The sequence below is a fragment of the Pelagibius marinus genome (assembly GCF_014925385.1).
In the GTDB taxonomy this organism is placed as follows: domain Bacteria; phylum Pseudomonadota; class Alphaproteobacteria; order Kiloniellales; family Kiloniellaceae; genus Pelagibius; species Pelagibius marinus.
Genome location: NZ_JACSDK010000011.1, coordinates 27,765 through 52,386 on the forward strand (window position 1 = coordinate 27,765; position 24,622 = coordinate 52,386).

Genomic DNA, 24,622 nt, shown 5'->3' on the forward strand with positions numbered 1-24,622 from the left:
CTGCCTAGGAGAAGCCCGCCTTGCGCAGGGCGGCGACGAAATGGTCGCGGTCGACGGGGTCCTTGAAGGGAAAGGCCTCGGTGATGGCCGCCAGGGAGAAATCTGGGTTGAGGATGCGCACCTGTTCGGCTTCCCAGTCGGCGTCGTCCATCCGGCCCGCCTGGGCATAGGACGCGGCGAGCCAGATGTGCAGGCGCTCCGAGGCCGGGTTGCTCTCGACGCCGGCAAGCAGGGCCTCGATGGCCTTGTCGTAGTCGCGCAGCACGAAGTAGGCCTGGCCCAGATGGAACTGATAATTGAAGGGGTGGTGCGGGTTGAGCCGCATGGCCTGTTTCAGGCGCTCGACGCTCTCGGCCGGGCGGCCGGCGTAGTAGAACAGCGTGGCCAGCAGCACATGGGCGTTGGCGTAGTTGGGATCGAGCGCCAGGGCCTTCTCCACCTCCACCATGGCCTTCACGTCTTCGCCGCGCTCGCGGAACACCAGGCCGGTGATGAAGTAGGACAGCGGAATTTCCGGGTCCGCCGCGATCGCCAGCCGGGCCGCCTCATCGGCGCGCCGCAGCGCCGCCGTGCGATCGCTTGCCCAGCCGTTCACGGCATCGAAAACGTAGGTCCAGGCCAGCATAGCATGCGCCATGGCGAAGTCGGGATCCTGCGTCAGTGCTTCTTCGAAGAACTTCCGCGCCTTGGCGTTCTCTGGTTTGTTCCGGTAGAGGTAGAAGTGCTGCCGGCCAAGCTGGAAGGCCCGGTAGGCCGCGGCGCTGGAGGTGCGCGCCACCAGCAGGCGCTCGCTTTCGGCCGACCCCGCTTCTTCCGTCAGCAGCGGAACGACGGCGCGCAGCACCCGGTCTTCGACGTCAAAGATGCGACCGGCATCGCTGTCGAAGCTTTCCGCCCAGCGATGGCTGCCGTTCGAGGCATCGACCAGCTGTACGTTGACCCGCAGCCCCTCGCCGCTGCCGCGGACGGTGCCGCGCAGGATGTAGTCCACGCCGAGGCGCTGCGCGACCTCCTTGTAGTCGACAGTGCCGTCCTTGTAGACGAAGGCCGAGTCGCGGGCGATGACCAGCAGGTTTCGCGACTTCGCCAAGGCCGTCGTCAGGTCGTCGGTCAACCCGTCGGCCAGGTGCTCCCGGCCGTCCAGCGCGCCGAGCTGCTGGAAGGGGAGGACGACGACGGCGCTTCGGGTGGCAAGCGGCCCGGGGGCCTCCACTTGGTCATCGCGGCTGGTGAGCCAGAACAGCCCCGCCGCGAGGAAGGCGGTCGCCATGGCCGCGGCGGTGGCGCGGAGGGGCCGGCCGCCGAAGCGGCGCCGCGGTGGCGTGCCGTCGCTTTGCTCCGCGACTTCTTCCCCGATCTGCCCAGTGTCCGGCTGCGGCGCCGCCAGCAGGCGGTAACCGCGCTTCGACAGGGTCTCGATAATGCGCGGCTCTTTCGGGTCGTCACCCAGCGCCTTGCGCAGCTTGAAGATGATGCTGGTAAGCGCGTCGTAGCCCACGACGCGGTCCTGCCAGATGGCGTCCTCGATCTCCGACCTCGGGACGACTTCGCCGGGCCGGCCGGCGAGATAGGTGAGAACCTTGATGGCCTGCGGCTGCAATCTGACGTCGCAGTCGCCGCCTTGGATCCGGCCGGTCGCCGGATCCACGCGGCAAGACCCGATCCGGTAAGGTCCTCGAAGATCGATGAAACCGGACTGGCTTTTCATGGCCACCCCCCAAGTCCCGGACAAGGGAAAGTTGAGACCACCCTTATTAAACTACTGATTTTAAATGATAATCTAAAATCCAGAATAAAACCAGCAAATCATCATAACTTCCTCGCCGCGTCCCCCTAGCCTCGCTGCGGTGTTTGGCAAAGCAAGCTGACGGAGGTGAGGAGATGGAACGCAGAGACTTTCTCATGGGTGCGGCGGCCTGCGGCGCGCTGCTGGTCGGCGGAGCGATCGTCCCCGCGTGGGCGGGCGACGGTGCCGCCGCCGCTTTCGCGGCCAACAGCGAAGACGAGGTGCTCGCCCGGCTCTTCCCCGGGCTGACTGCCCGGCCGAGCGACGCGGTGGACCTGATCGCGCCCTATCTCGCCACGCCGGGCCAGGCCATCATGGTCCGGGCGGCCTATCGCCGTGAGCCGGCGCAGGGGATCGCGATCACCGCCCCTGACGCGGAACGGCCGCTCGTGGCCTTGGCGGTCCTGCAGAGGTCGGCGGGGGTTTTCGGCCTGCGCTTGCGTTTGCAGCGCAGCTCCCCGGTGGTCGCCTATGTCCTGAGCGAGAGCGGCCTCTATTCGGCCACGCGCCGGATCAAGGTGACCCGCGGCGGCTACGGCATGGGCTTCGGCCGGCTCGAAAAGAAGGGAGGATGATCATGGAAAAGACGACGCGGATGCGGGTGCGGCGGCAGGGGCTGCTGAACGAGGTTCAGGTCCTGGTGCGGCATCCCATGAAGGCAGCCGGCGCAGAGGCCGCCGACTGCATCGAGAAGCTGACCTGCCGCTGCAACGGCGCGGCCGTGGGCGAGATCTATACCGGCGCCAACGTGGCGGAGAATCCCCTCTTCGTGCTGGCCGTCGACGAGATCTGCGCCGGCGACCTGCTGGAGGTCTGCTGGCGCGACAGCCGGGGCGACCGGGGCCAGGCCGCTTTGCTGGTCAGCTAGTCTTCGCGGGCGCGAAGTCGCGCCGGAGGATCTCGTCTATCGACGTGGGCTTTATCCCCAGGGCATCGAGTCCCGGCAGGTCGGGCGGCACGAAGTTGTCCTGCTTCATCAGGGCCACCTGGCCCTCGGTCAGCGGTGGTCTCGGCAGGACGCCGGCGGCGAGCGCCAGGGTGTCCCAAAGCGGAAAGGGCAGCGGGAGAAGGAGAGGCCGTCGCCCGGCAAAGTCCATCAGCCGCTTGAGGAGTTGACGGTAGCTGTATATCTGCGGCCCGCCCAGACCGTAGAGGGGAGCGGGAGGTTCCTTCAGGGTAAGGACCCGCACCGCTGCTTCGGCAACGTCCTCTGCGAAGACAGGCTGCAGGCGGGTGTCGCCGCGTCCGAACAGCGGGATGACGGGCAGTCGCCGCACGAGGGGCAGCAGTGTGTTCAGAAAGGCATCGTCGGCCGCGAACATCACGCTGGGCCGGAATACGGTCGCCTGTTCGAAGGCGGCGCGCACGGCCGCTTCGCCTTCGCCGCGGCAGCGGATGTAGGCCGAGCGTGCTGTTTGGTCGGCGCCGATCCCCGACAGCTGGACAAGCCGCTCGACACCGTGGCGGCGGCAGGCGGCGGCGACGTTTCCCGCCCCCTCGACGTGGACGGCATGGAAGGTCGCCTCGCCCCGCTCCACGTACAGCCCGACGGCATTGACCACCCCTTGTGCGCCGGCGACGGCTGCGTCGACCGAGGCGGCGTCGCGCACATCGGCCCGCACCACCGACAACTCCTGCGTCGCCGAGCCGGATGGTTCTGTGGTCCCGGCCTTGCGGCCGGCCACCCTGACCCGCAGCCCGCGCCGGCGCAGGCGGTCGACGATCCGGCGTCCGAGAAAACCTGTGCCTCCGAATACGGTGATCTGCTCGACGGGCATGGCGGCCCCTCTTTCAGAACTCTGTGGCTCAGCGGCGGTCCTGGCGCCCGGCCTCGGTCACGATCACGTCCATGGGGATGTCGTGGGCCTGGGGAAAGATCGAGGCGATGGCGCCGCTGCCGTCACCGACGCCGATGGCCAGCGGCTTCTCGGCGAAGGCAGCCAGGGTGCGGTCGAAGAAGCCGCCGCCGTAGCCCAGACGGTAGCAGTTCGGGTCGTGGCCGACCAGCGGCGCGACGACCACGTCGGGGACGACCTCGGGACCCTGGGCGGGGATGGGGATCTTCCAGACGCCGTGGGACATGCGGCAGCCCGGCGTCCAGGCGCGGAAGACCAGCGGCTGGTCCTTGGCCACCACCACCGGCAGGGCGGCGCGTCCGCCCTTCCCGACGAAATCCCGCATCCAGGGGCGCAGGTCCAATTCCCCGCGGAACGGCCAGTAGAGACCGACCACGGCGTCCGGGGCGATCAGGCGGTCCAGTTCCCGGCCGACCTGGTCGGCGATGGCCTGACGCTCCTCGGCCGGGCGCGCCACGCGCAGGGCGACCAGACGCGCGCGTTCCTCGCGGCGCCACTGCGCCACCTGCCGGGCCCGCTCTTCCGGGCTCAGCGGCTTCAGCCAGGCCTCGTCCAGCTCCCGCGCGTAGCAGGTGGGCGAGGCAGGGTCGTCGGGTGGGGGATCGTCGTGCGGCAAGGTTGCCTTCCTGAGGGTCGGATCGGACCTACAGCCTGCTGCTTGCGGTCAGGCGGCGCAAGAGGCGCTTCAGCGCCTGGCGCTCGCCTTCGTTCAGGGGGGCCAGCAGCAGTTCCTCGGCTTCCAGGATGCGCTCGCGCAGGGCAAGGAAGAAGGCCGAGCCCGAGGGCGTCAGGAAATAGCCGGCGCGCCGGCCGTCGTCGTCGGCGGCGCGCTTCACCAGGAAGCCGGCTTCCAGCAGCGGCTTCATCGCGGTGGTGACGACCGACGGCGCGGTCACCATGCCTTCGGCCAGTTCGCCGTGGGTGAGGCCGGGGTTGAGCAGTACCAGTTCCAGGATGCCGTACTGCAGCGGCGAAAGATCGCTGCCGTCGAATGCCTTGGCGAAGGCCTGCTGGCTGCGCAGGTGACTGCGCCGGAAAAGGTGGCCGAGGGCGTCGTGCAGCAGGCCGGTGCTCAGCGTCTTTTCGTGCTTTGCGGCGCTGCCCTTGCTCATGACGTGCCGCCTTTGCTCATGCTGCGCCTTGGGGCAGTTGCACGATGGAGGGGCGGCTGTTGAGCGCGTCCTTGTCGAAGCCGGCCAGCTTCTTGTAGTTCGCGGCGGTCTCTTCCAGCTCGCCCGGCGTCAGCACCTCCTCGATGCGCCGGAAGCCGTCGGGCGCCAGCTCCTCGACCCGCTGCATCACCTGCTCCGGCCCGTTCTGGCGGTTGGCCAGCACGATCTTGGCGGTGGCCGGGCGGCGCTCGGCCTCGTAGGACGCCAGGGCGGCGGGCGTTGCGCCCTGGGCCAGGATCTCGCGGGTCAGCACCCGGGCGTCGAGGATCGCCTGGGAGGCGCCGTTGGAGCCGATGGGATACATGGCGTGCGCCGCGTCGCCCAGCAGCGTCGCCCGCCCTTCGGTCCAGTGGGGCAGGGGATCGCGGTCGACCATGGGATACTCGTAGATCGCCTCGGCGGCGCGGATCAGCGCCGGCACGTCCAGCCAGTCGAAGGTCCAGTCCTCGAACTGCGGCAGGAAATCGGCCGGATCGCCGGGACGGTTCCAGTCCTCGCGCCGCCATGCGTGGTCGGCCGCGAACTTGCGTTCGGCGATGAAGTTGATCAGCGCCTTGCCGTCTTCGTCGGGTTCGGACAGCGGGTAGCAGACGAACTTCTGGAACTCGTGGCCGGCCATGATCATCGATCGTCCGGTGAGGTAGGGCTTCGCCCGCGCCGTGCCGCGCCACAGGATGGCGCCGTTCCAGATCGGCGCGCCCTCGTCGGGGTAGAAGCGCCGGCGCAGGCTGGAGTGAATGCCGTCGGCGCCGACCAGCAGGTCGCCCTCGGCCGCGCCGCGCGGCTTGCCGGTCTTCTTGTCGATAAAGGCGGCCGTGATGCCCTTGCCGGTCTCCCGCCAGTCGGCGAGGTGCCAGCCGGGGACGATGTTCTCCTTGCCGATGCGCTGCTGGGCGACCTCCAGCAGCATCATCTGCAGCGCGCCGCGGTGGATGGAGAACTGCGGCCAGCGGTAGCCCGCGGCCTCGCCGCGCGGCTCCGACCAGATGAGCTGGCCGCGCTTGGAATAGTAGGCCAGCTCGGCGGTACGCACGCCCAGGCGATCCAGCCCGGCCAGCAGGCCCAGCTCGTCCAGCTCGCGCACCGCGTGGGGCAGCAGGTTGATGCCGACCCCCAGCGGCCGGAGCTCGGTGGCGGTCTCGAAGACCTTCACCGGCACTCCGGCCTGGTGCAGGGAGAGGGCGAGGGTCAGCCCGCCGATGCCGGCGCCGGCGACGAGGACGGTCATAACGTTCCCAGCTCCGCTCTTCCGGACAGCCTACTCGGCGCCCGCGTACTCGGCGATCAGCGCCTTGGCGTCGGCCACCATGGCGGCGCCGTCGTAGCCCTTGGCGTTCATCTCCTCGATCCACTGGTCGACCAGCGGCGCCGCCACCTTCTTCCAGCGCGCGACTTCCGCTTCGTCCAGCGTGAGCATCTTGTTGCCGGACTTCTTGGCGATGGCGATGCCCGGGGCGTCGCCTTCGTCCATCACCCGGCCGACCCACTTGGAGGTCTCGAGACCGGAATTGGCGTCGATCACCGCCTTCAGGTCGGCGGGCAGGGATTCGTACTTGGGTTTGTTCATGGCGAAGACGAAGAAGGAGGTGTAGAGCCCGCGCGAGCCCGCGAAGTTGGTGTGGCTGTCGACCAGTTCGGCCACCTTGAACGGCGTGGTCACCTCCCAGGGGATCACGGTGCCGTCGATCACACCCTTGGAGAGGGCTTCCGGCATGGCCGGCACCGGCATGCCCACCGGCGTCGCGCCCAGCGCCGAAAGCAGGGCGTTGGCCTGGCGGGTGGGCCCACGCAGCTTCAGGCCCTTCATGTCCTCCAGCTTGGCGACGCCGTCCCCCTTCACGTGCAGCAGGCCGGGCCCGTGCACATGCACGGCGATCATGTGCACGTCCTTGAACTCGTCGGTCAGGTACTTCTCGTAGAAACGCCAGGCGGCCTGCGAGGTCTGCTCGGCGCTGGCCGGCATGAAGGGCAGTTCGAAGGCCTCGGTGCCGGGGAAACGGCCCGGGGTGTATCCGGGCAGGGTCCAGACGACGTCGACCACGCCGTCACGCGCCTGGTCGTAGAGCGCCGGCGGCTTGCCGCCCAGCTGCATGGTCGGATAGATCTCGACCTTGATGCGCCCGCCGGATTCCTTCTCGATCTTCTCCGCCCAGGGGGTGATGAAGTTCTTGGGCACCGGCGCCGGCGGCGGCAGGAAATGGTGGACGCGCAGGGTGACCTCCTGCGCGGCGGCCGGGCCGACCTGGCCGGCGAAGCACGCCGCCGCGATCAGGGCGGCGGCGCAAAGGTTTTTGAAAAACGACGTCATGAGGTCTCCTCCCAAGGCGTCCCGGTCTGCGAGGACCGGGCGTCATTGATTATTGTTTACTATGTAAACTGATTGCCGTGTCGCGGGTCAAGTCTCCCGATGAGGCGGCCCGCCGTGCGGGTTCCTAGTACGGCAGGCCGACATAGTTCTCGGCCAGCACCGTCTGGGCGGCCTTGGAACTGGCCAGGTAGTCGAACTCGGCGCGCTGGATGCGGTCGCCGAAGCCCTCGTTCTCCGGGAACCTGTGCAGCAGCGAGGTCATCCACCAGGAAAAGCGCTCGGCCTTCCACACCCGCTTGAGGGCGCGCGCCGAGTAGTTGTCGATGCCGCTGCTGTCGCCTTTCTTGTACCAGTCGATGAGCGCGCTGGAGAGGTACTGGATGTCGGAAGCGGCGAGGTTCAGCCCCTTGGCGCCGGTCGGCGGCACGATGTGCGCGGCGTCGCCGGCCAGGAACAGCCGGCCCCAGCGCAGCGGCTCGGCGACGAAGGATCGCAAGGGCGCGACGCTCTTCTCGATCGAGGGGCCGGTGACCAGGCGCTGGGCGACCTCGGCCGGGATGGTCGCCTTCAGGCGCTCCCAGAAGGCGTCGTCGGACCAGTCGTCCGGGTTCTCGTCGGCCTTCACCTGCACGTAGTAGCGGCTGAGCTGCGGGCCGCGCAGGGAGCAGAGGGCGAAGCCGACGTCATGGCGGGCGTAGATCAGCTCCTCGTTTACCGGCGGCGTCTCCGACAGCACCCCCAGCCAGCCGAAGGGGTAGACCCGCTCGAAGCTCTGCAGCACGTCGTCGGGGATGCACTGCCGGCTGACGCCGTGGAAGCCGTCGCAGCCGATGACGAAGTCGCAGTCCAGGCGCTCCTCGGCGCCGTCCTTCCGGAAGGTCAGGTAGGGCGTGTCGCTCTGCAGGTCGTGCGGCGTGACATCCTCGGCCTCGTCGATGACCACGCCGTCCAGGGCGTCGCGGGCCTCGTAGAGGTCGTGGGTGACCTCGGTCTGGCCGTAGACCATGACGGTCTTGCCGCCGGTCAGGCCTTCCAGGTCGATGCGCAGGCGGTCTTCCTGGTAGGCGATGTTGACGCCCGTGTGGACCTGGCCCTCACGGTCCATGCGCTGGGCGATCTCGGCCTGGCGCATGAGGTTCTGGAAGCCCTGCTCCAGCACCCCGGCGCGGATCCGCCCCAGCACGTGGGCGCGGCTGCGCCGCTCCAGCACCGCGGTGGAGATCCCCTGCAGGTGCAGCAGTTGCGAGAGCAGCAGGCCCGACGGCCCACCCCCGATGATTCCAACCTGGGCACGCATCCCTGAAGAACTGTCCTTTCCGGGCAACTTTGCTTATTTTGGGGCATTACAGCGCCTCCGGCGGCGCGGGCGGAAGGGAGACTTCGGACAAATTCCTGGACAGATCGAACATAAAGCCACCTGGGCCGGCGAGGCGGGAATTCCCAACTTCGCCCTCTACGGCGAGGCCCCGGGGCGCCAGGGGGGCGAGGCCGGGCAGGCGCCCTTTCCCGACGTGCTGCACTGCGAATCGATCCCGGCGCGGGCCAGCCTGCACGACTGGACCATCGCGCCGCACCGCCACCACAACCTGCACCAGTTCTTCTGGATCGAACCGCCGAAAGAGAATGCAGAAGGCGGCGAGGCGACGCTGGAGGGCCGGAGCCACGCCCTGGCCCCTGCGGCGGCGATCTCCCTGCCGCCCCTGAGCGTGCACGGTTTCCAGTTCCGGCCCGGCACCCAGGGCTGGGTGGTGACGCTGCCGGTGGCCACCCTGGCCCAGCAGCTGGCCGACGCGGCGCCGCTGCGCGCCGCCCTGGCGCGCACGGCGCTGATCCGTCCGCCCCTCATTCACCGGGAGCAGTCCCCCGCCTGGATCTTCGAAGCGGTGGCCCGCGAATTCGCCGGCAGCGGGCTCGGCCGCGACAAGGCCCTGGCGTCTCTCGTCGGGCTGCTGGCCACCTGGTTCGCCCGGGCACTGGCCCAGGAGGCGGCCCGGGAGGCGGCGCGCGACGGCGCTGCGCCCCAGGCGGGCGCGGAGCTGCTGGCGCGCTTCCAGGCGCTGGTGGAGCAGGACTACCGCAGCGCCCGCGCCCTGGCCGACTACGCGCGCGCCCTGGGCGTGACGCCGACGCACCTCAGCCGCGTCAGCCGGGCGCTGACCGGCGTTCCGGCCTCGCAGCTCGTCCTCGAGCGGCGCTTGCTGGAGGCACGCCGCGCCCTGGCCTACACCACCATGCAGGTGGCGGAGATCGCCTACATGCTGGGCTACAGCGACCCGGCCTACTTCGCCCGCGTCTTCGCCAAGGCGACGGGGGAAAGCCCGTCGGCGTTCCGGGTGCGGATGACGGCGCTGTAGCCCAAGCGGCGCCAACTTTTAGGACAGAGCTTGACTTCAAAGCGGACGACCTATGGCGACCTCCGGACGTCCACATCTGACCCATCTCGGACAGTTGATGCGTGCGCGAATTTTCGGGATCATCGAGATTGCATTGCGACCCACTGCCAAGGAAAACCATTAAGAAATGCCGACAGAGACGAACTTTATTGTTGCCGAAGCGGAAGTTGAAAATGCTCCGATCGTTGGGAAGTTGGTCCATAACCTTTTGAAAGAGCTTGCTGATGGTCAAGGGCCTTCACTCAATGATTTGACTGCCACCGCAAAAGAACTTATGGCCTCGGGGGTAGTGACGGGCCTTATCGCCTTTAAAGATCAGGAACCTGTTGGGGTGTTATGTTTGAACGAATGCGCTGCGATTTACGCCAGGGGGCGTTTCGGTGAAATCACAGAGTTGTACGTAACGCCGGAGTACCGATCTCAGGGGATAGCCCTAAGGCTTATTGAAGCGGCAAAGAAGGTTGGAGAGGCGCGCGGTTGGTCGCGTTTGGAAGTTGGTGCTCCCGACCAACCAGCGTGGGAACGTACTTTGAGCTTCTACTTGAAAGAGGGTTTCGCTGAAATCGGTCCGCGTCTGAAGATGGCCCTCTGACATGCAGACAAGAGCCGTTCCTGGCACATCTAAGACCAAAGGCGCCCTCTTGCCTGCTTCCGCAGGGAGAGACTGAGCGGACCTCTGAGAAAAGGCGTCTCATTGCCCCCCGAGACGTCAGCCAATCTCCCCCCGCTCGATCAGCAGCGGAATGACCAGGTCTTCCTCGTCGTCGAGGTGGCGGTGCATGCGGCGTAGCAGGCGGGCGCTGGTTTCGGCGTAGGCCGCGGCCGGCGCTTCCACGTCGGGCCTGCGGGCGAGGGCCTGCAGCAGCGCGTTGGCCGCTTCCGCGGTGGCGTGGAGATCGGCATGCAGGGTCACGTGGTCGCGGTCCAGCGCGTCGAAGCCGCGTTCCAGGCTCGGCTCGGCGCGCCGGAAAACCGGGAAGTAGTGGTGGTCCTCCACCTGGTGGTGCCCGTTCAACTCGCCCAGCAGCAGCCTGAGGCGCGGCACGAAGAAGCCCTGGAACTCCTCCGCCTCGACACCGCCGCCGAGAAAGCGCTGCGTCGCCTGTTCCAGCAGATCGCCCAGGCTGCGGAAGGCGCCGTGGCGCTCCAGCCAGAAGGCGGCGGTCATGCCGAGTGCCCCCGGGTCCTGCCAGCGCTCGCGCGGATGGCGCGCCAGCAGCGTCAGCTGGCAGCTTGGAATTCCAATTGCACGCTTTCTGGAGGCTGCTTCGTCTTGGACTGGCGGCAACCACTGGCTGTCTTCACTACCTGGACAACGAAGGGTGACGTCATGGCGCGGAGCAGCGCGCTGTAATTGAGCTGGAAGCGGACTTCGGCGCCAACGGACAGACGGGAGCCACCGGAATCGACAATGAGATGGTCGCTGCTGGCTCCGAGAATATCTATTCCGGCAGGCGGAAGAAGGCCGTCCGGATCGATATCCTGGCGCCCAAGGGCAAGGATTGTCTGCGTGGTGCGGCTCTGTTCGGCGGCGGGTTCGGAAATCCGGTCCGTGGCAGGGGTCGGCGTCGCGCCAAACGCGGTCTGGGCAATATCACCCCACGGCTTTGACGGCTTGACCTTCGTCTCGATCACTTCGGCGATCAGCGTGAAGGCGTCGGTGTACAAACCCTCGATCGGCTGACGACGCAGCGGCTCGCAGCCCAGCAAGATTGCTTCGCCGAGGCGCAGATCGTTGATCCGACCCGTATCGGCGCCGCTCAGAGCCCATTGGAGATTAGCCGAATTGCCGCCCGAGACGATCTCGAGCCCGGAACCGGCGGCAGACCCGAGCCGGGGGCGAAGTCGATGGCCGAAGGTAGCATCGATCGAATCGGCCAGCACCGACAGTTCGGCCATGTTTCTGGCGTCCGGTGCCACGCCGCTGCGGCAGGCGAGGTTGGTGCCGATACCCCTAAGCGCGGTGCCGGGAAAGTCCAGCATCGCATGCACAAATGACTCAAGGTCGCCGGGCATGATGCCTTCCCGCAGATCACCGAGCTCGACCATCAGCATGATGCCATGCGTGCGCCGCGCCGCAATTGCGGCCTGGGATAGTGCGCTGACGACGTCGAGTTCGGTATTGAAGCTGGTCTCGGCCTGCGCGACGACCTTTTCCACCTGGCTCAGCATCGGCGATCGGATCAGCATTATCGGCGCGACAATGCGCGCACCGCGCAGGGTCGCGATGTTTCCGATGCGCGAGTCGCCCAGAGCCACCACACCGGCGCGGATCAGCGCGGCGGCGATTTCGGGCGCGCCGAGGACCGCCTTGGTGACGCCGGTGACCGAAATGCCTCGTGCGCCCAGTCGGTCGACCAGAGTGCGGGCGTTGTGGTGGATTTTATCGAGGTCGATTTCCAGCCGTGGGGCCGTCATCCCGCCCCGGCAGTCAACGCAACGCCGAACGCGGGAAAAGCGGCGAGTACCATGTCCACCAAGCGCTCCGGCGAACGGGTCAGGGCGTCTGTGACGGGGATGTCGAGCTCGTCTTCGTAGCGGGTGATCGCGGTGTCGATCTCTGCGCCGGTCATGTTTTCATGGTTGATCGTCAGGCCGATGACCTTTGTGTCGGCGAAGGTCTCGATGAGATTGATTTCGCTGGCTGGAGTCGGCATTGCCATCGTTGCGAAGTCACAGCGATGGCTGCGTCCCGGTGCATGCTGCAGCACGACCCCATCGGGGCAGCTCCCGCGCAGGATAAATGAGGAGGTAGAGTAGGCGGGATGGCTCAGCGCGCCCTGACCTTCGACGACGATGATGTTGGGGTTTTCCGCCTCGAACGCCTCGACAATAGTGGCCTCCAACTCGCCGGCGCAGAATTGTGACGGGACGGCGTCGAGCGCTATTCCGTAACGCGCGCCCTGGATCAGGCCTGTCTGGCCGGTGCCGACCAATACCGCCTTCACGCCGCGATCGTTGAGCGCCTGGGTCAGGATGGTAGCGGTGGTGCGCTTGCCGATGGCGCAATCGGTGCCGAGCACGGCGATACGTGGGCAGGTGACTTCGGCAATGCGACCGCTGAACGTCCGAAGCCCCTTTAGCGCGCGCGGTTTGCGGACATCAAGGATCGTTACGTTTGCCAACACCGCGGCCGCCACGAATTTCGGATCCTCGCTGAGGAACTCGTGCAAACCGTTGACGATGTTCATCCCGTGCCCCATTGCCTCGAGCAGGATGGCGCGCTCCTGAGGCGACAGCAGACCGCTCGCCGGCGCCATCCCGAAAATGAAATAGTCGGGCACACCTCCGGCATGTGTCAGAGCGGCTGCAAGATCGCGGCAGATGGGGATAGCCTTCGGTGTTCCATCGAGCACCATGCCGGCGTCATGGCCGGCCTTGCAGCTATCTATAACCGAGAGAATTTCGTATTTCTGCGAGTAACGAACCAGCCCGTTGGCGGTTTTGCCGTCGATTGAGCCAAAATTCGCTTCGCAATAGACGATGGCGCTGCCCGGCACTGTATGCAGGGGCGCGTCAGGGGATATGGCCAGCGCGCCGACCGGGGGCTCGTCTTTGACCGGGCATGGCAGTCGCGTTGATTGTCCCGAGAGCCGTAGGGGCATAAAAATACCTGTAATTATTTCGGAAATACCGTGGCGCCATAAGAGATATAGAGGTAATTTCAGATAAAACAACTAAAAATAATATTGTTTATCGAATTTGTTCGATTTAACTTCAATAAAAAGAAACCCATGATCAAATCACAGTGCCAACATTATTCAGCATGGTGACGGATGGATATTTAATGTGAGGACAGTATTTCTTGTGCTCTATACTTGCGGTGCAAGATCGGTCCCCTGCCCCCAACGGCGATGAAGAGGGCCACAGGCGCCCCGTTTTCGCTGATCTCCGCTCCTGGCACATCTAAGACCAAAAGCGCCCTCTTGCCTGTGTTCGCAGCGAGAGACTGAGCGGACCTCTGAGTAAAGGCGTCTCATTGCCCCCCGAGGCGTCAGCCAATCTCCCCCAGCTCGATCATCAGCGGAATGACAAGGTCTTCCTCGTCGTCCAGGTGACGCAGCAGGCCACTGAGCAGGTCGCCGCTGATCTCGGCGTAGGTCTCCAGCGGGCCTTCCGCGGCGCTTGGATCGCGGGCGAGCGCCTGCAACAGGGCGTTGGCGGCCTCGGCCGTCGCAATCAGCTCGGCGTGCAAGGTCTGGTGGTCGCGGTCCAGCAGTTCGAAGCCGGGGGCGAGATCCGGTTCGGCCTGGCGGAAGACCGGGAAGTAGTGGAGGTCCTCGACCTGGTGGTGCCCGTTCAGCTCGCCGAGGAAGAGCCGCAGGCGCGGCACGAAGCCCGCCTGGAAATCCTCGGGCGCGCTGCGGCCGGCGCGTAGAGCCTCGATGCTGTCCTGCAGCGCCTGGCCGAGCTGGCGGAAGGCCTGGTGGCGGTCGAGCCAGAACTGCGCGGTCATGCCTAGTGTTCCGGGGCTCTGCCAGCTGCTGCGCGGGTGGCGCGACAGCAGGGTGAGCCATTCCGCCGGCAGGCCGTTGCGCCTGTCGAGATCGAGAAGGTCGTCGTTCATGCCCGGCACTCTAGCTCAATAGAGCAGCCGCACCAGCCCCAGGGTGATCGTCGGGAAGAGGATCAGGATCGCGATCCGGATGACGTCGCTGAGCACGAAGGGCAGGGCGCCGCCGTAGGTGCGCGGCAGCGGCACGTCGGGCGCCATGGAGTTGATGACGAAGAGGTTCATGCCCACCGGCGGCGTGATGAGCCCGACCTCCACCGTGATCAGCACGACGATGCCGAACCAGATCGCCAGCTCCTCCGATGGCAGGCCGAAGTCGAGGACCGAGACGATGGGGAAGAAGATCGGGATGGTCAGCAGGATCATCGACAGGGAGTCCATGACGCAGCCGAAGACCAGGTAGCAGGCCAGGATGAGCACCAGCACCAGCCAGGGGCTGACCCCCAGCGTGGCGACATAGTTGGCGGTCTCCTGCGGCAGCTGGGAAAAGGCCAGGAAGCCGTTGAAGACGACCGCGCCCAGCACGATAAAGAAGATCATGCCGGTGGAGATCGCCGTGCCGGTGATCGACTCGCCGAGGCCGCGCCAGGTGAGGCCGCCGTTGAAGAAGGCGAGCAGCCCGGTGCCGGCGGCGCCCACGGCGGCGCCCTCGGTGGGGGTGAACCAGCCGAGGTAGATGCCGCCGATGACCAGGGTGAAGATCAGCAGCACCGGCCAGACGGAGACCAGCGCGGAGAGCCGCTCGCCCCTGTCGGCGGGCTCGCGCTGGCCGGCCGAGTCCGGCTTCAGGCGCACGTAGATGGCGATGGTGATCATGTAGCCCAGGGCGGCCAGCACGCCGGGCACCATGGCCGCCATGAAGAGCTTGATGATGTTCTGCTCGGTGAGGATGGCGTAGATCACCAGCACCACCGAGGGCGGGATGAGAATGCCCAGGGTGCCGCCGGCCGCCAGGCAGCCGGTCGCCAGCGCGCCGGAGTAGCCGTAGCGCCTGAGCTCCGGCAGGGCGACCTGGCCCATGGTGGCCGCCGTGGCCAGCGAGGAGCCGCAGATGGCGCCGAAGCCGGCGCAGGCGCCCACGGCGGCCATGGCGACGCCGCCGCGGCGGTGGCCCAGCCAGGTCTCCGCCGCCTTGAACAGCGCCTGGGACATGCCGCCGCGCGTGGCGAACTGCCCCATCAGCAGGAACAGCGGCACGATGGAAAGCGAATAGTTGGAGAAGGTGTCGTAGGTCAGCGACTTCATCTGCGCCAGGATCGGCGTCCAGCTGCCGGTCACCAGCCAGGTGCCGAAGAAGCCGACCAGCAGCATGGCGAGGCCGATGGGCACGCGCAGAAAGATCAGCGCCAGCAGCAGCGGGAAGGACCAGAGACCCAGTTCCAGGTGACTCATCGCTCGGAGATCTTTCGCGCGCCGTGGGTCGTCCGGGTCTCGCGCAGGCTGCGCACGACGGTGTAGGCGCAGACCAGGGTAAAGGCGGCGGCGCCCAGCAGGGAGGCGGCGTAGCCCCACCAGACCGGGAACTGCAGGATGAAGGTGGTCTCGCCGTAGGAGCGCTTGTCGAGCATGCCGTCGTAGAGACGCCAGGTCAGGACGGCGGCCGCGCCGGTCATCAACAGGTTGGAGATCACGTCGATGACGGCGTTGGGGCGGCGTCCCGCGCGCGACAGAAAGAGATCCACCGTGACGTGGCCGCGGTGGAACTGGCAGAGCGGCAGAAAGGTCAGCACGGCGAAGGCGGTGCCGGCCTCCACCAGCTCGAAGTCACCGGGGATCGGGCCCAGACCCGCGAAGATGAGGCTGCGCCCGATGATGCTGACGACGGTCAGGACCAGCACGGCGATCAGCGCCACGCCGCCGAGCATCGCGGTCCAGAACGCGATGCGTTCGACGGCCCGATCAATCCTTGATCGCATAGACGAGGTCCCCAAAAGAGCTTTCCATCCTGTTCAGCCCGATACAGCTCCCCTTCGGGGGGTATCGCAGACCGCCCGCGGCAGGGCGCAGTCTATTCGTTTCGCGCGGGCGTCCGCCAGCGGGACCCGCCCCCGACAATTCCAACCAGCATAGTAATAGCCGAAGACCCACCCTTGCCCGTTCTTTTCCTATTTTTTTGGCGCATTACAGCCACCGGGGCGGCCGGGGCGGAAGGGGGACTTCGGACAAATTCCTGGATAAATCGAACCTGAGACCGCGAATTCCGGCATCCCGCTTTCCACGCCTGTGATATGGGGCGCGCGCCGAGGGGGCGGCCTCCGCGCCGGCGAAGCGGTTCCCTGGCCATGTTCGGGCCCTATTGGCCGCTGTATTTCTCGATCCGCCTGCGCGCGTCTTCCACCAGGGCGGCGCCGTCGATGCCTTTGCCCTTCATCTCGGCGATCCAGTCGAGCTTGGTTTTCTCCGCGACCTCCTGCCAGCGTGCGGTCTCCGCGTCGTCCAGGGTGATGATGCTGTTCCCGGCTTTCTCGGCGACGCTGCGGCCAATCACGTCGACCTCGTCCATGGCCCGCCCGAAGAGGGCGGCGACCTCCGGGCCCGAGTTGTCGTCGATGACCTTCTTCAGGTCGGCGGGAAGTTGCTCGTAGGAGTCGCGGTTCATGGCGAAGATGAAGGTCGAGGTATAGAGCCCGTGGCGCCCCGAAAAGTCGGTGTGGCTGTCGACCAGTTCCGAGATCTTCAGCGGCAGGGTCACTTCCCAGGGGATGGCGACCCCGTCGATCACGCCCTTCGACAGGGACTCGGGCACCGAGGGTACCGGCATCCCCACCGGGGTGGCGCCCAGGTTCTTCAGCAGGCCGGCGGCAACGCGGGTCGGCGTGCGGATCTTCAGCCCTTTCATGTCGGCCAGGCTGTGCACCCCGCTGCCGCGCACATGCAGCAGGCCGGCGCCGTGGGTGTGGAGCGCGATAGGATGCACGTCCTTAAATTCGTCCAGCGCGTTGGCCAGTACGTATTCATGGAAGGCGCGGCTGGTCACTTCCGCGGTGGTGACCATGAAGGGCAGTTCGAAGGCTTCCGACTTCGGGAAGCGGCCCGGCGTGTAGCCCAGCACGGTCCAGATCAGGTCGACCACGCCGTCGCGGGCCTGGTCGTAGAGCGCGGGCGGCGCGCCGCCCAGTTGCATCGAGGGGTAGTGTTCCACCTTGATGCGCCCGCCGGACTGGCTTTCGACCTTCTCGATCCAGGGCGTCAAGGCCCTGGCCGGAATGGCCGCCTGGGGCGGCAGCATCTGGTGCAGGCGCAGGGTGACTTCCTGCGCCTGTGCCGCCGGCAGCAGCGAAACCGTGACGGCAGCCGCGAGGGCGAACGCCAGCGCGAAGGAAACGTTTCTTTTCATGATAGCCTCCCGTTGACGCCTCTCCCGGTAAGACCTAAAGCCCTGGGCCCTGGAGCCTCGGGCCCTGGAGCCTCGGGCCCTGGAGCCTCGGGCCCTGGAGCCTCGGGCCCTGGAGCCTCGGGCCCTGGAGCCTCGGGAGGGCGATCTTATTCAGGTCCGGCTTCTGCTGCCCGGCCGGACTTCATTTGGGGTCTAGCTTGATGCTTCCATGTCTCGTGATCAACCCCGCTCTCTGCGCCGCTGCGGCGGCCCCGGTTTTGACGCAGATCGCACTTTCCCAAGGGCTGCCCGGGCCCAAGGGCTGCCCGGGCCCAAGGGCTGCCCGGGCCCAAGGACTGCCCGGGCCCAAGGACTGCCCGGGCGTTGTATAAAGCGGCAAGACGCGCTACCGAGAAGGTGTGGGGGCTACCCCCTGCGCCGCCTTTCAGGGCGGGAAGCGACGATTCCGCGGTAAGCGGAACAGACCAGGAGGCTTTTTGATGCACGGTACACGCCCTTTTCGCGCTGACCACGTCGGCAGTTTTCTGCGCCCCGAGCGTCTCGTCGAGGCCCGCGGGCGCCATGCCGCCGGTGACCTGAGCGCCGAGGCCCTGCGCGAGGTCGAGGACGAATGTATTCGCGAACTGGTCGCCAAGCAGGAAGAAGTCGGCCTGAAAGGCATCACCGACGGAGAGTTCCGCCGCACCTTCTTCCACGTGGACTTTCTGGAGCGCCTGGAAGGCGTGACCGTGACCTACGGCGAGTTCACGGCGGCCTTTCGCCGGGACGACGGCACCGAGGTGGGCTTCCGCCCGCCGACCATGCACGTCGAGAAGCCGATCCGCCACGTGGCGTCGATCCAGGGCGCGGACTACGACTACCTGGCGAGCGTCGTCAGCCGCACGCCCAAGGTCTGCATCCCGGCGCCTTCCATGCTGCACTTCCGCGGCGGCCGCCAGGCGATCTCGGAAGAGGTCTATCCCGACCTGGAGGCCTTCTACGCCGACCTCACCGCCGCCTACCGGGCCGAGATCAACGACCTGGCGGCGCGCGGTTGCCGCTACCTGCAGATGGACGACACCAACCTGGCCTACCTCTGCGACCCGGCGATCCGCGAGCGGACGGCGGCGCGCGGCGATGATCCCGACGAGCTGACCCATCTCTATTGCCGCCTGGTGAACGAGGCGATCAAGGACCGCCCCGACGACATGACGGTCTGCGTCCACCTCTGCCGCGGCAACTTCAAGAGCGCCTGGGTGGCCCAGGGCGGCTACGAGCCGGTGGCGGAGATCCTCTTCAACGAGATGGGCATCGACGGCTTCTTCCTGGAGTACGACGACGAGCGCTCCGGCGACTTCGCGCCCCTGCGCTTCATGCCCAAGGGCAAGCGCGTGGTCCTGGGGCTGATGAGCTCCAAGCACCCGGCGGTGGAATCCAAGGACGAGCTGAAGCAGCGTATCGACGAGGCGACGCAGTACGTGGCGCTCGACCAGTGCGCCCTCAGCCACCAGTGCGGCTTCTCCTCCACCGCGCACGGCAACCAGCTTTCCGAGGACGACCAGTGGAAGAAGCTGGCGCGCTGCGTCGACGTCGCGGGCGAAGTCTGGGGCGAGACCTGAGAGCCGCGCACGCCAAGGGGGCTTTCCCGCTTCCGATGGAACGTCTAAGGAAGAGGGCATGACAGTCGAAGGTTCCGAGCCCACCTTCCTGACCACGCGCGAGGTTGCCGAGCTGCTGCGCGTGAAGGAGCGCAAGGTCTACGACCTGGCGGCCTCCGGCGGCATCCCCTGCCGCCGGGTGACCGGCAAGCTGCTGTTCCCGCGCGCGGAGATCGAGGCCTGGCTGGCCGGCGCCGACGGCGAGGTTGCACGACCGAAGACCGCGCCGGCCAACATCGCCGCAGGCAGCCATGATCCTTTGCTCGACTGGGCGATCCGCGAGTCCGGCTCCGGCCTCGCCACCTTCTTCGACGGCAGCCTGGACGGGCTGAAGCGCCTGCGGGCGGGCGAGGCGGCACTGGCCGGCCTGCACGTCTACGAGCCGGAGCGGCGCGACTGGAACGTCGCCCACGTCCGCGAGGCCCTGGGCGGCGCCCCGGTGGTGCTGGTCGAATGGGCCCGGCGTCAGCAGGGCCTGCTGCTTGCCGAGTCCCTGGACGGCAGCGTGACCTCGGCCGCCGACCTGGCCGGCCGGCGCGTGGTCCGGCGCCAGGCCTCGGCCGGGGCCGGCCTGCTGCTCGACCACCTGCTGGCGGAAGCCGGGCTCGGTCCTTCGCAGGTCGATTTCCTGGTGGAGGTCGCGCGCACCGAGACAGAGGCGGCGGCGGCCGTCGCTTCCGGGCAGGCTGAAGCGGCGCCGGGGCTGGAGGCCATGGCCCGCCAGTTCGGCCTGGCTTTCCTGCCGACGGTGGAGGAGCGCTTCGACCTGGTGGTCGACCGCCACGCCTGGTTCGAGCCGCCCTTCCAGCGGCTGCTGAGCTTCTGCGGCTCCTCGGCCTTCACCGCCAAGGCGGCGGAGCTGGGCGGCTACGATCTCTCCGGCCACGGCCGGGTGGTCTGGAACGCGCCCTGACATCATGACAGACGAGACTTCCTCGGCGGAGCGCTGGGACGAGCGCTACCGGGCGGCGACGGAGCCGCCTTTCGGCGAGGCGCCCAACGAGTATCTGCGCATGGTCTGCGCGCGCTCGGACTTCGCGGCGCGGCGCGTGCTCTCCCTGGCTGACGGCGACGGGCGCAATGGCGCCTGGCTGGCCGCGCAGGGCTTGGCGGTGACGGCGGTGGATTGCTCCGCGGTGGCGACCGAGCGGGCGGAGGACCTGGACCGGCGCCGCGGCGTCGCGGTGACGCGGATCGTCGCCGACCTTGCCGAGTGGTCGCCCGCGCCGGGCGAGGCCTGGGATGCGGTCTTCGTGATCTATCTGCAGGGCACCCAGGCGCTCAGGCTGCGCGCGCTGGAGATCGCGGCGGCGGCGCTGGCGCCGGGCGGCTGGCTGCTGGTGGAGGGGTTTTCGAAGGCGCAGGGCCCGCGGCCCGGCATCGGGCCGGACGACCCCGACCGGCTCTATGACCTGGAGGAGCTGCGCGCGGCGACTTCCGGCTTGCAGGTGATCGAGGCCCTGGCCGGGCAGGTGCGGCTCGACGAAGGCCCCCGGCACCGGGGCGAAGCGGAAGTGGTCCGTTTCGCCGCGCGGCGTCCCGCCTGATCGCTTGAATGGAAAATGAATGGCCCCCTGCCGGCAGATGGGACTTGAGCGAGCCCTGCGGCACGAGGCCATTCACCCCTCGTTCGCGCCCCACCCGGGAAAGGGCAGGGCACGACCCCGGGAACTTTGAACCTCAGCTCATCTTGGCGTTGGGAAAGAAGAGCTGCTTGCCGTCGCGCCTGTAGTCGGCGATGGCGGACTGGCCCTCGTCGGAGAGAATCCAGTTGATGAAGGCCTGGCCCAGGTCCGCCTTCACGTTGGCGCACGTCTCCGGGTTCACCAGGATGACGCCGTACTGATTGAACAGGCGCTCGTCGCCCTCGACGGCGATCTCGAAGTCGCCCTTGTTGCCGAAGGCGATCCAGGTGGCGCGGTCGGACATGGTGTAGGCGCCCATGCCGACGGAGGCGTTGAGGGTCGCGCCCATGCCCGAGCCGGTCTCGCGGTACCAGCTGCCGCTGTCCGCCGTCGGGTCGATGCCGGCGGCTTTCCAGAGCGCCATCTCCTTCTTGTTGGTGCCGGAATCGTCGCCGCGCGAGGCGAAGACCGCCTTGCTGTCCTTGATCTTGGTGAGCGCCGCCGTGACGTCCTTACCGCCGGCGATGCCCGCCGGGTCGCTGCCCGGGCCGACGATGACGAAGTCGTTGTACATCACGTCGGCGCGGCTGACGCCGTAGCCGGCGGCCACGAACTTCTCTTCCGAGGCTTTGGCGTGCACCAGCAGCACGTCGCCGTCGCAGTTCTGCGCGTTCTTGATCGCCTGGCCGGTGCCGACGGCGACCACGCGCACTTCGACGCCCGTCTCTCTGGTGAAGATCGGCAGCAGGTAGTCATAGAGGCCGGAGTTCTGGGTCGAGGTCGTGGACTGCACGACGATGAACTTGTCCTCGGCCTGGGATGGCCCGGTGAAGGCCAGGCCGGCGGCGGTCGCCGCGGCGGCGCCCAGAAGCGTCAGGGTGAGGAACGAACGTCTGATCATTAAGCGTCTCCCGTATTCTTAGACTGATCTGTTTGGGTTCAGAGAAGCAGGCGGCCCTCCAGGTAGGCCTGCGCCGCCGCCGACTGCGGCTGCGCGAAGAAGGTCTCGGCCGGGGCGCGCTCGGCCAGCTGGCCGCGGTGCAGGAACAGCACCTCGTCGGCCAGCCGCAGCGCCTGGCCGCGGTCGTGGGTGACCATGACGATCTTGACGCCCTTGGCGGCGGCCTGGCTGACCAGGGCCTCGATGGCGGCGGTGGCCTGGGGGTCCAGGCTGGCGGTGGGCTCGTCGAGCAGCAGCAGGTCCGGCTCCGCGGCCAGGGCGCGCACCATGGAGAGACGCTGCTGCTCGCCGCCGGAGAGCACGCGGGCCGGGCTGTCGGCGATGCTCTCCAACTGGCCGAGCGAGAGCAGTTCGTCGAGGCGCTGTGCCCGCTGGCCGCGCGGCACGCCGTAGGTCTTCAGCGCGTGGGTCAGGTTGGCGGCGACCGAGCGGCGCAGCAGCACCGGGCGTTGGAACACGATGGCGACGCGGCGGCGCAGGGTCTCGTCCAGGGGCTGTCCGGCGAAGGTGACGCGCCCGGCACTGGGGCGCAGCAGGCCCGCGACAAGGCGCAGCAGGAGGCTCTTCCCGGCGCCGTTGGGGCCCATAACGATGCTGCGCAAGCCGGGGGTCAGCTGCAGCGACAGGCGGTCGATCAACGTCTTGTCGCCGGCGGCAAAGCTGGCGTCTTCCAGCGCCACCGGCCAGATGGCGCCGGCCGGCGCCGCCGCGGTGGTGCGCTGGCGCGCCGGGCTGGTCAGGGCGTCATGCATAGGCCAGTCGCGCCGCGCTGCCGCGCAGCCCCATGACGAGGCCGTTCACCAGGATGGAGAGGCCGACCAGGATGATGCCGAGCCCCAGCGCCAGGGAGAGGTTCCCCTTGGAGGTCTCCAGGGCGATGGTGGTGGTCATGACCCGGGTCACGTGGTTGATGTTGCCGCCGACGATGATGACGGCGCCGACCTCGGCCAGGGCGCGGCCGAGACCGGCCAGGGCGGTGGTCAGCAGCGAGTAGCGGGCGTCCCACAGCAGGGTGGCGATGACCCCCAGGCGGCGCGCGCCCATGGAGCGCAGCAGTTCGTCGTACTCGGCGTGGAGGTCCTCCACCACCTGGCGGGTGAGGGCGGCGACGATGGGCGTCACCAGGATGGTCTGGGCGATGACCATCGCCGTCGGGGTGTAGAGCAGCTGCAGCACCCCCAGGGGGCCGGCGCTGGACAGCAGCAGGTAGACGCCCAGGCCGACCACCACGGGCGGCAGGCCCATGAGGGCGTTGACGAAGACCGTCGCGGCGCCGCGGCCCGGAAAGCGCCCGACCGCGAGCAGGGCGCCCAGCGGCAAGCCGATGGCGCAGGCCATGGCCACCGCCAGGATGGTCACCCGCAGCGACAGCGCGATGATTTCCATCAGGTCGGCGTCGCCCGACAGAATAAGGGCGAAGGCCTGGCCGAAGGCCGCCCCGAAATCCTGCATCACCTGGTCCCCTCAACTCCGGCCCACAGCATACTCTAATCTGCGTTAGTTGTCGAAATTTCCTGATATTCGGAAAATAAACATATCAAAGGGCAAGAAAGCCAGGGAATCCTCAGGTTTCGGGCGCAGTCGGCAGGCCGGGCCTTGTCCCGGCGCGACCGCGACCGATACTTCTAAGTGCCGTGGAGAAAACGATTTTTCGGGGGCGATGTGGGCATCGAGGAAACGCAGCAGGCGGTCTACGAGCTGCTGACCAGCGAGGACGACGGCCGGGTCTGCCGCGACATTCCCGAAGAGGCCTGCGATGAGCAGCCGCAGAACTTCACCAAGCACGTGATCAGCCTGGCGGCGACCAAGACCGGCGACGGCCTGGTCGACCCGAAGCTGGTGCTGTCCTGGCTGTTGACCGCGCTGGGTGCGCCGGCCTTCATGATCGGTTTTCTGGTGCCGCTGCGCGAGGCCGGGGCCCTGCTGCCGCAGCTCTTCATCGCCGCCACGGTGCGCGGCCTGCCGCAGCGCAAGTGGGTCTGGGCCGGCGGCAGTCTGGTGCAGGGGCTCTGCCTGCTCGGCATGGCCGCGGCGGCGCTGACCCTGACCGGCGCGGCAGCCGGCTGGGCGATCCTGGTGCTGCTGGCGGTCTTCGCCAGCGCGCGCGCGGCCTGCTCGGTGAGCTACAAGGACGTACTCGGCAAGACGGTCTCCAAGGCGACCCGCGGCACCGCGACCGGCACGGCGAGCAGCATCGCCGCCGCCCTGGTGCTGGCCTTCGGCCTGCTGCTCAGTCTCGGCCTGCTGGAGAAATCGTTGGCGACGATCGCCGCGGCCCTGACGGTGGCCGCCGGGCTCTGGATCCTGGCCGCCGCCGTCTTCGCCACCCTGGCCGAACAATCCGGCGCCACAGAGGGCGGCGGCGATCCCATTGCCGTGGCGCGCGAACAGGTCTCCCTGCTGTGGCGCGACCCGCAGCTCACGCGCTTCATCGCCACCCGCGGCCTTTTGACCGCCACGGCGCTGGCGCCGCCCTACCTGCTGGCGCTGGCCGGGCGCGAGGGGGGAGGCGAACTGGGCCAGCTCGGCCTCTTCGTCGTCGCTTCGGCCCTGGCGGGCATGGGCGGCGGCTATGTCTGGGGACGCCTGTCCGACAAGTCGAGCCGCAAGGTGCTGCTGCTTTCCGCCCTGGTCGCGGCGGCGGTGCTGGCGCTCTGCGCGCTCGTCGGATGGTGGGCCCCGGGCCAGCTGACCGGCGGCGTCGCCGCCCCGGCGCTGCTGCTGGTGCTGATGATCGCCTATCAGGGCGTACGCCTCGGCCGCTCCACCCATATCGTCGACATGGCCGGGCGCGACGACCGCGCCGCTTATACGGCGCTCTCCAACAGCGTGATCGGGATTCTGCTGCTGGCCGGCGGCGCCTTCGGCTTCCTGGCGCAGGCCGCCGGAGAGGCGACGGTGCTCGCGGTTTTCGCCATCATGAGTGCGCTGGCCGCGCTGACCGCCTGGGGTCTGCGCGAGGAACAGGCGCGCGAGGCGTGACGCACCAGAGCCTCTACCCACCAGGACTTCACCTGCCAGGACTTCACCGGGA

The 24,622-nt window shown here is 67.7% G+C and carries 25 protein-coding genes; 8 read left to right on the forward strand and 17 right to left on the reverse strand.

Translation table 11 applies throughout. The annotated features are described in order from the left end of the window. Positions 1 to 4 precede the first annotated feature (4 nt). Positions 5 to 1,708: a winged helix-turn-helix domain-containing protein gene (locus tag H7X47_RS14365; RefSeq protein ID WP_193369405.1), complete on the reverse strand. Its 1,704-nt coding sequence runs from the start codon at positions 1,706 to 1,708 to the stop codon at positions 5 to 7. A gap of 173 nt (positions 1,709 to 1,881) precedes the next feature. On the opposite strand from H7X47_RS14365, the gene H7X47_RS14370 reads away from it, so the two are divergent. Both H7X47_RS14370 and H7X47_RS14375 read left to right on the forward strand, forming a co-directional pair. Beyond that, positions 1,882 to 2,361, forward strand: coding sequence for a thiosulfate oxidation carrier protein SoxY (locus H7X47_RS14370; protein ID WP_193369406.1), 480 nt, complete (start codon positions 1,882 to 1,884; stop codon positions 2,359 to 2,361). A 2-nt stretch (positions 2,362 to 2,363) separates the two neighbouring features. Continuing rightward, entirely contained in the window at positions 2,364 to 2,654 is a 291-nt protein-coding gene (locus tag H7X47_RS14375) for a thiosulfate oxidation carrier complex protein SoxZ (RefSeq protein WP_193369407.1), read from the forward strand. Here H7X47_RS14375 and H7X47_RS14380 read toward each other — a convergent pair. The 6 genes from H7X47_RS14380 to pobA form a co-directional block, all read right to left on the reverse strand. After that, positions 2,647 to 3,564: an NAD-dependent epimerase/dehydratase family protein gene (locus H7X47_RS14380; protein ID WP_193369408.1), complete on the reverse strand. Its 918-nt coding sequence runs from the start codon at positions 3,562 to 3,564 to the stop codon at positions 2,647 to 2,649. The genes H7X47_RS14375 and H7X47_RS14380 overlap by 8 nt on opposite strands. Positions 3,565 to 3,592: 28 nt before the next feature. Next, on the reverse strand, positions 3,593 to 4,258 hold the full coding sequence (locus tag H7X47_RS14385) for a 5-formyltetrahydrofolate cyclo-ligase (RefSeq protein WP_193369409.1): 666 nt from the start codon (positions 4,256 to 4,258) through the stop codon (positions 3,593 to 3,595). Between the two features lie 28 nt (positions 4,259 to 4,286). After that, positions 4,287 to 4,754, reverse strand: coding sequence for a MarR family winged helix-turn-helix transcriptional regulator (locus H7X47_RS14390; protein WP_193369410.1), 468 nt, complete (start codon positions 4,752 to 4,754; stop codon positions 4,287 to 4,289). A gap of 16 nt (positions 4,755 to 4,770) precedes the next feature. Then, entirely contained in the window at positions 4,771 to 6,042 is a 1,272-nt protein-coding gene (locus H7X47_RS14395; RefSeq protein WP_193369411.1) for a flavin-dependent oxidoreductase, read from the reverse strand. 30 nt (positions 6,043 to 6,072) lie between these two features. Beyond that, positions 6,073 to 7,122 (reverse strand): TRAP transporter substrate-binding protein, encoded by a 1,050-nt coding sequence (locus tag H7X47_RS14400; protein WP_193369412.1) that lies wholly within the window; start codon positions 7,120 to 7,122, stop codon positions 6,073 to 6,075. Between the two features lie 124 nt (positions 7,123 to 7,246). Further along, entirely contained in the window at positions 7,247 to 8,419 is a 1,173-nt protein-coding gene (gene pobA / locus H7X47_RS14405) for a 4-hydroxybenzoate 3-monooxygenase (protein ID WP_193369413.1), read from the reverse strand. On the opposite strand from pobA, the gene H7X47_RS14410 reads away from it, so the two are divergent. Together H7X47_RS14410 and H7X47_RS14415 are read left to right on the forward strand one after the other, a co-directional pair. Next, positions 8,397 to 9,476, forward strand: a complete 1,080-nt coding sequence (locus H7X47_RS14410) for a helix-turn-helix domain-containing protein (protein ID WP_193369414.1) — start codon at positions 8,397 to 8,399, stop codon at positions 9,474 to 9,476. The genes pobA and H7X47_RS14410 overlap by 23 nt on opposite strands. A 166-nt stretch (positions 9,477 to 9,642) precedes the next feature. Then, entirely contained in the window at positions 9,643 to 10,107 is a 465-nt protein-coding gene (locus H7X47_RS14415; RefSeq protein ID WP_193369415.1) for a GNAT family N-acetyltransferase, read from the forward strand. 117 nt (positions 10,108 to 10,224) lie between these two features. Here H7X47_RS14415 and H7X47_RS14420 read toward each other — a convergent pair whose 3' ends face one another. The 7 genes from H7X47_RS14420 to H7X47_RS14450 form a co-directional block, all read right to left on the reverse strand. Continuing rightward, positions 10,225 to 10,683: a hemerythrin domain-containing protein gene (locus H7X47_RS14420; protein ID WP_193369416.1), complete on the reverse strand. Its 459-nt coding sequence runs from the start codon at positions 10,681 to 10,683 to the stop codon at positions 10,225 to 10,227. A 53-nt stretch (positions 10,684 to 10,736) separates the two neighbouring features. Then, positions 10,737 to 11,933 carry an alanine/ornithine racemase family PLP-dependent enzyme gene (locus tag H7X47_RS14425; RefSeq protein WP_193369417.1) on the reverse strand — a complete coding sequence of 399 codons (1,197 nt, stop codon included), beginning with the start codon at positions 11,931 to 11,933 and terminating at the stop codon, positions 10,737 to 10,739. Then, positions 11,930 to 13,192, reverse strand: a complete 1,263-nt coding sequence (locus tag H7X47_RS14430) for an N-acetyltransferase DgcN family protein (protein ID WP_227010502.1) — start codon at positions 13,190 to 13,192, stop codon at positions 11,930 to 11,932. The genes H7X47_RS14425 and H7X47_RS14430 overlap by 4 nt, the downstream gene beginning before the upstream one ends. A gap of 317 nt (positions 13,193 to 13,509) precedes the next feature. After that, positions 13,510 to 14,082, reverse strand: coding sequence for a hemerythrin domain-containing protein (locus H7X47_RS14435; protein ID WP_193369418.1), 573 nt, complete (start codon positions 14,080 to 14,082; stop codon positions 13,510 to 13,512). Positions 14,083 to 14,097: 15 nt separating this feature from the next. After that, positions 14,098 to 15,420 carry a TRAP transporter large permease gene (locus H7X47_RS14440; protein ID WP_193369419.1) on the reverse strand — a complete coding sequence of 441 codons (1,323 nt, stop codon included), beginning with the start codon at positions 15,418 to 15,420 and terminating at the stop codon, positions 14,098 to 14,100. After that, positions 15,417 to 15,944, reverse strand: a complete 528-nt coding sequence (locus H7X47_RS14445) for a TRAP transporter small permease (RefSeq protein ID WP_193369420.1) — start codon at positions 15,942 to 15,944, stop codon at positions 15,417 to 15,419. Before H7X47_RS14445 ends, H7X47_RS14440 begins: the two co-directional genes overlap by 4 nt. A 377-nt stretch (positions 15,945 to 16,321) precedes the next feature. Next, positions 16,322 to 17,365 carry a TRAP transporter substrate-binding protein gene (locus tag H7X47_RS14450; protein WP_193369421.1) on the reverse strand — a complete coding sequence of 348 codons (1,044 nt, stop codon included), beginning with the start codon at positions 17,363 to 17,365 and terminating at the stop codon, positions 16,322 to 16,324. A gap of 479 nt (positions 17,366 to 17,844) precedes the next feature. Here H7X47_RS14450 and H7X47_RS14455 point away from each other — a divergent pair, with 479 nt between their 5' ends. Genes H7X47_RS14455 through H7X47_RS14465 form a run of 3 tightly spaced genes read left to right on the forward strand, consistent with a single transcriptional unit; the run spans position 17,845 to position 20,549 of the window. Further along, a complete protein-coding gene (locus tag H7X47_RS14455) occupies positions 17,845 to 18,963 on the forward strand; it encodes a 5-methyltetrahydropteroyltriglutamate--homocysteine S-methyltransferase (RefSeq protein ID WP_193369422.1) in 1,119 nt (372 codons plus the stop codon). Between the two features lie 58 nt (positions 18,964 to 19,021). Next, complete coding sequence (locus H7X47_RS14460; RefSeq protein ID WP_193369423.1) at positions 19,022 to 19,915, forward strand: substrate-binding domain-containing protein; 894 nt, start codon at positions 19,022 to 19,024, stop codon at positions 19,913 to 19,915. Positions 19,916 to 19,919: 4 nt separating this feature from the next. Continuing rightward, on the forward strand, positions 19,920 to 20,549 hold the full coding sequence (locus H7X47_RS14465) for an SAM-dependent methyltransferase (protein WP_193369424.1): 630 nt from the start codon (positions 19,920 to 19,922) through the stop codon (positions 20,547 to 20,549). Positions 20,550 to 20,682: 133 nt separating this feature from the next. Here H7X47_RS14465 and H7X47_RS14470 read toward each other — a convergent pair whose 3' ends face one another. Genes H7X47_RS14470 through H7X47_RS14480 form a run of 3 tightly spaced genes read right to left on the reverse strand, consistent with a single transcriptional unit; the run spans position 20,683 to position 23,040 of the window. Beyond that, a complete protein-coding gene (locus H7X47_RS14470; RefSeq protein WP_193369425.1) occupies positions 20,683 to 21,528 on the reverse strand; it encodes an ABC transporter substrate-binding protein in 846 nt (281 codons plus the stop codon). Positions 21,529 to 21,566: 38 nt separating this feature from the next. Continuing rightward, entirely contained in the window at positions 21,567 to 22,340 is a 774-nt protein-coding gene (locus H7X47_RS14475) for an ATP-binding cassette domain-containing protein (protein ID WP_193369426.1), read from the reverse strand. Beyond that, a complete protein-coding gene (locus tag H7X47_RS14480) occupies positions 22,333 to 23,040 on the reverse strand; it encodes an ABC transporter permease (RefSeq protein WP_193369427.1) in 708 nt (235 codons plus the stop codon). The genes H7X47_RS14475 and H7X47_RS14480 overlap by 8 nt, the downstream gene beginning before the upstream one ends. A gap of 210 nt (positions 23,041 to 23,250) precedes the next feature. On the opposite strand from H7X47_RS14480, the gene H7X47_RS14485 reads away from it, so the two are divergent. Continuing rightward, complete coding sequence (locus tag H7X47_RS14485) at positions 23,251 to 24,570, forward strand: MFS transporter (protein WP_193369428.1); 1,320 nt, start codon at positions 23,251 to 23,253, stop codon at positions 24,568 to 24,570. Positions 24,571 to 24,622: the final 52 nt, after the last annotated feature.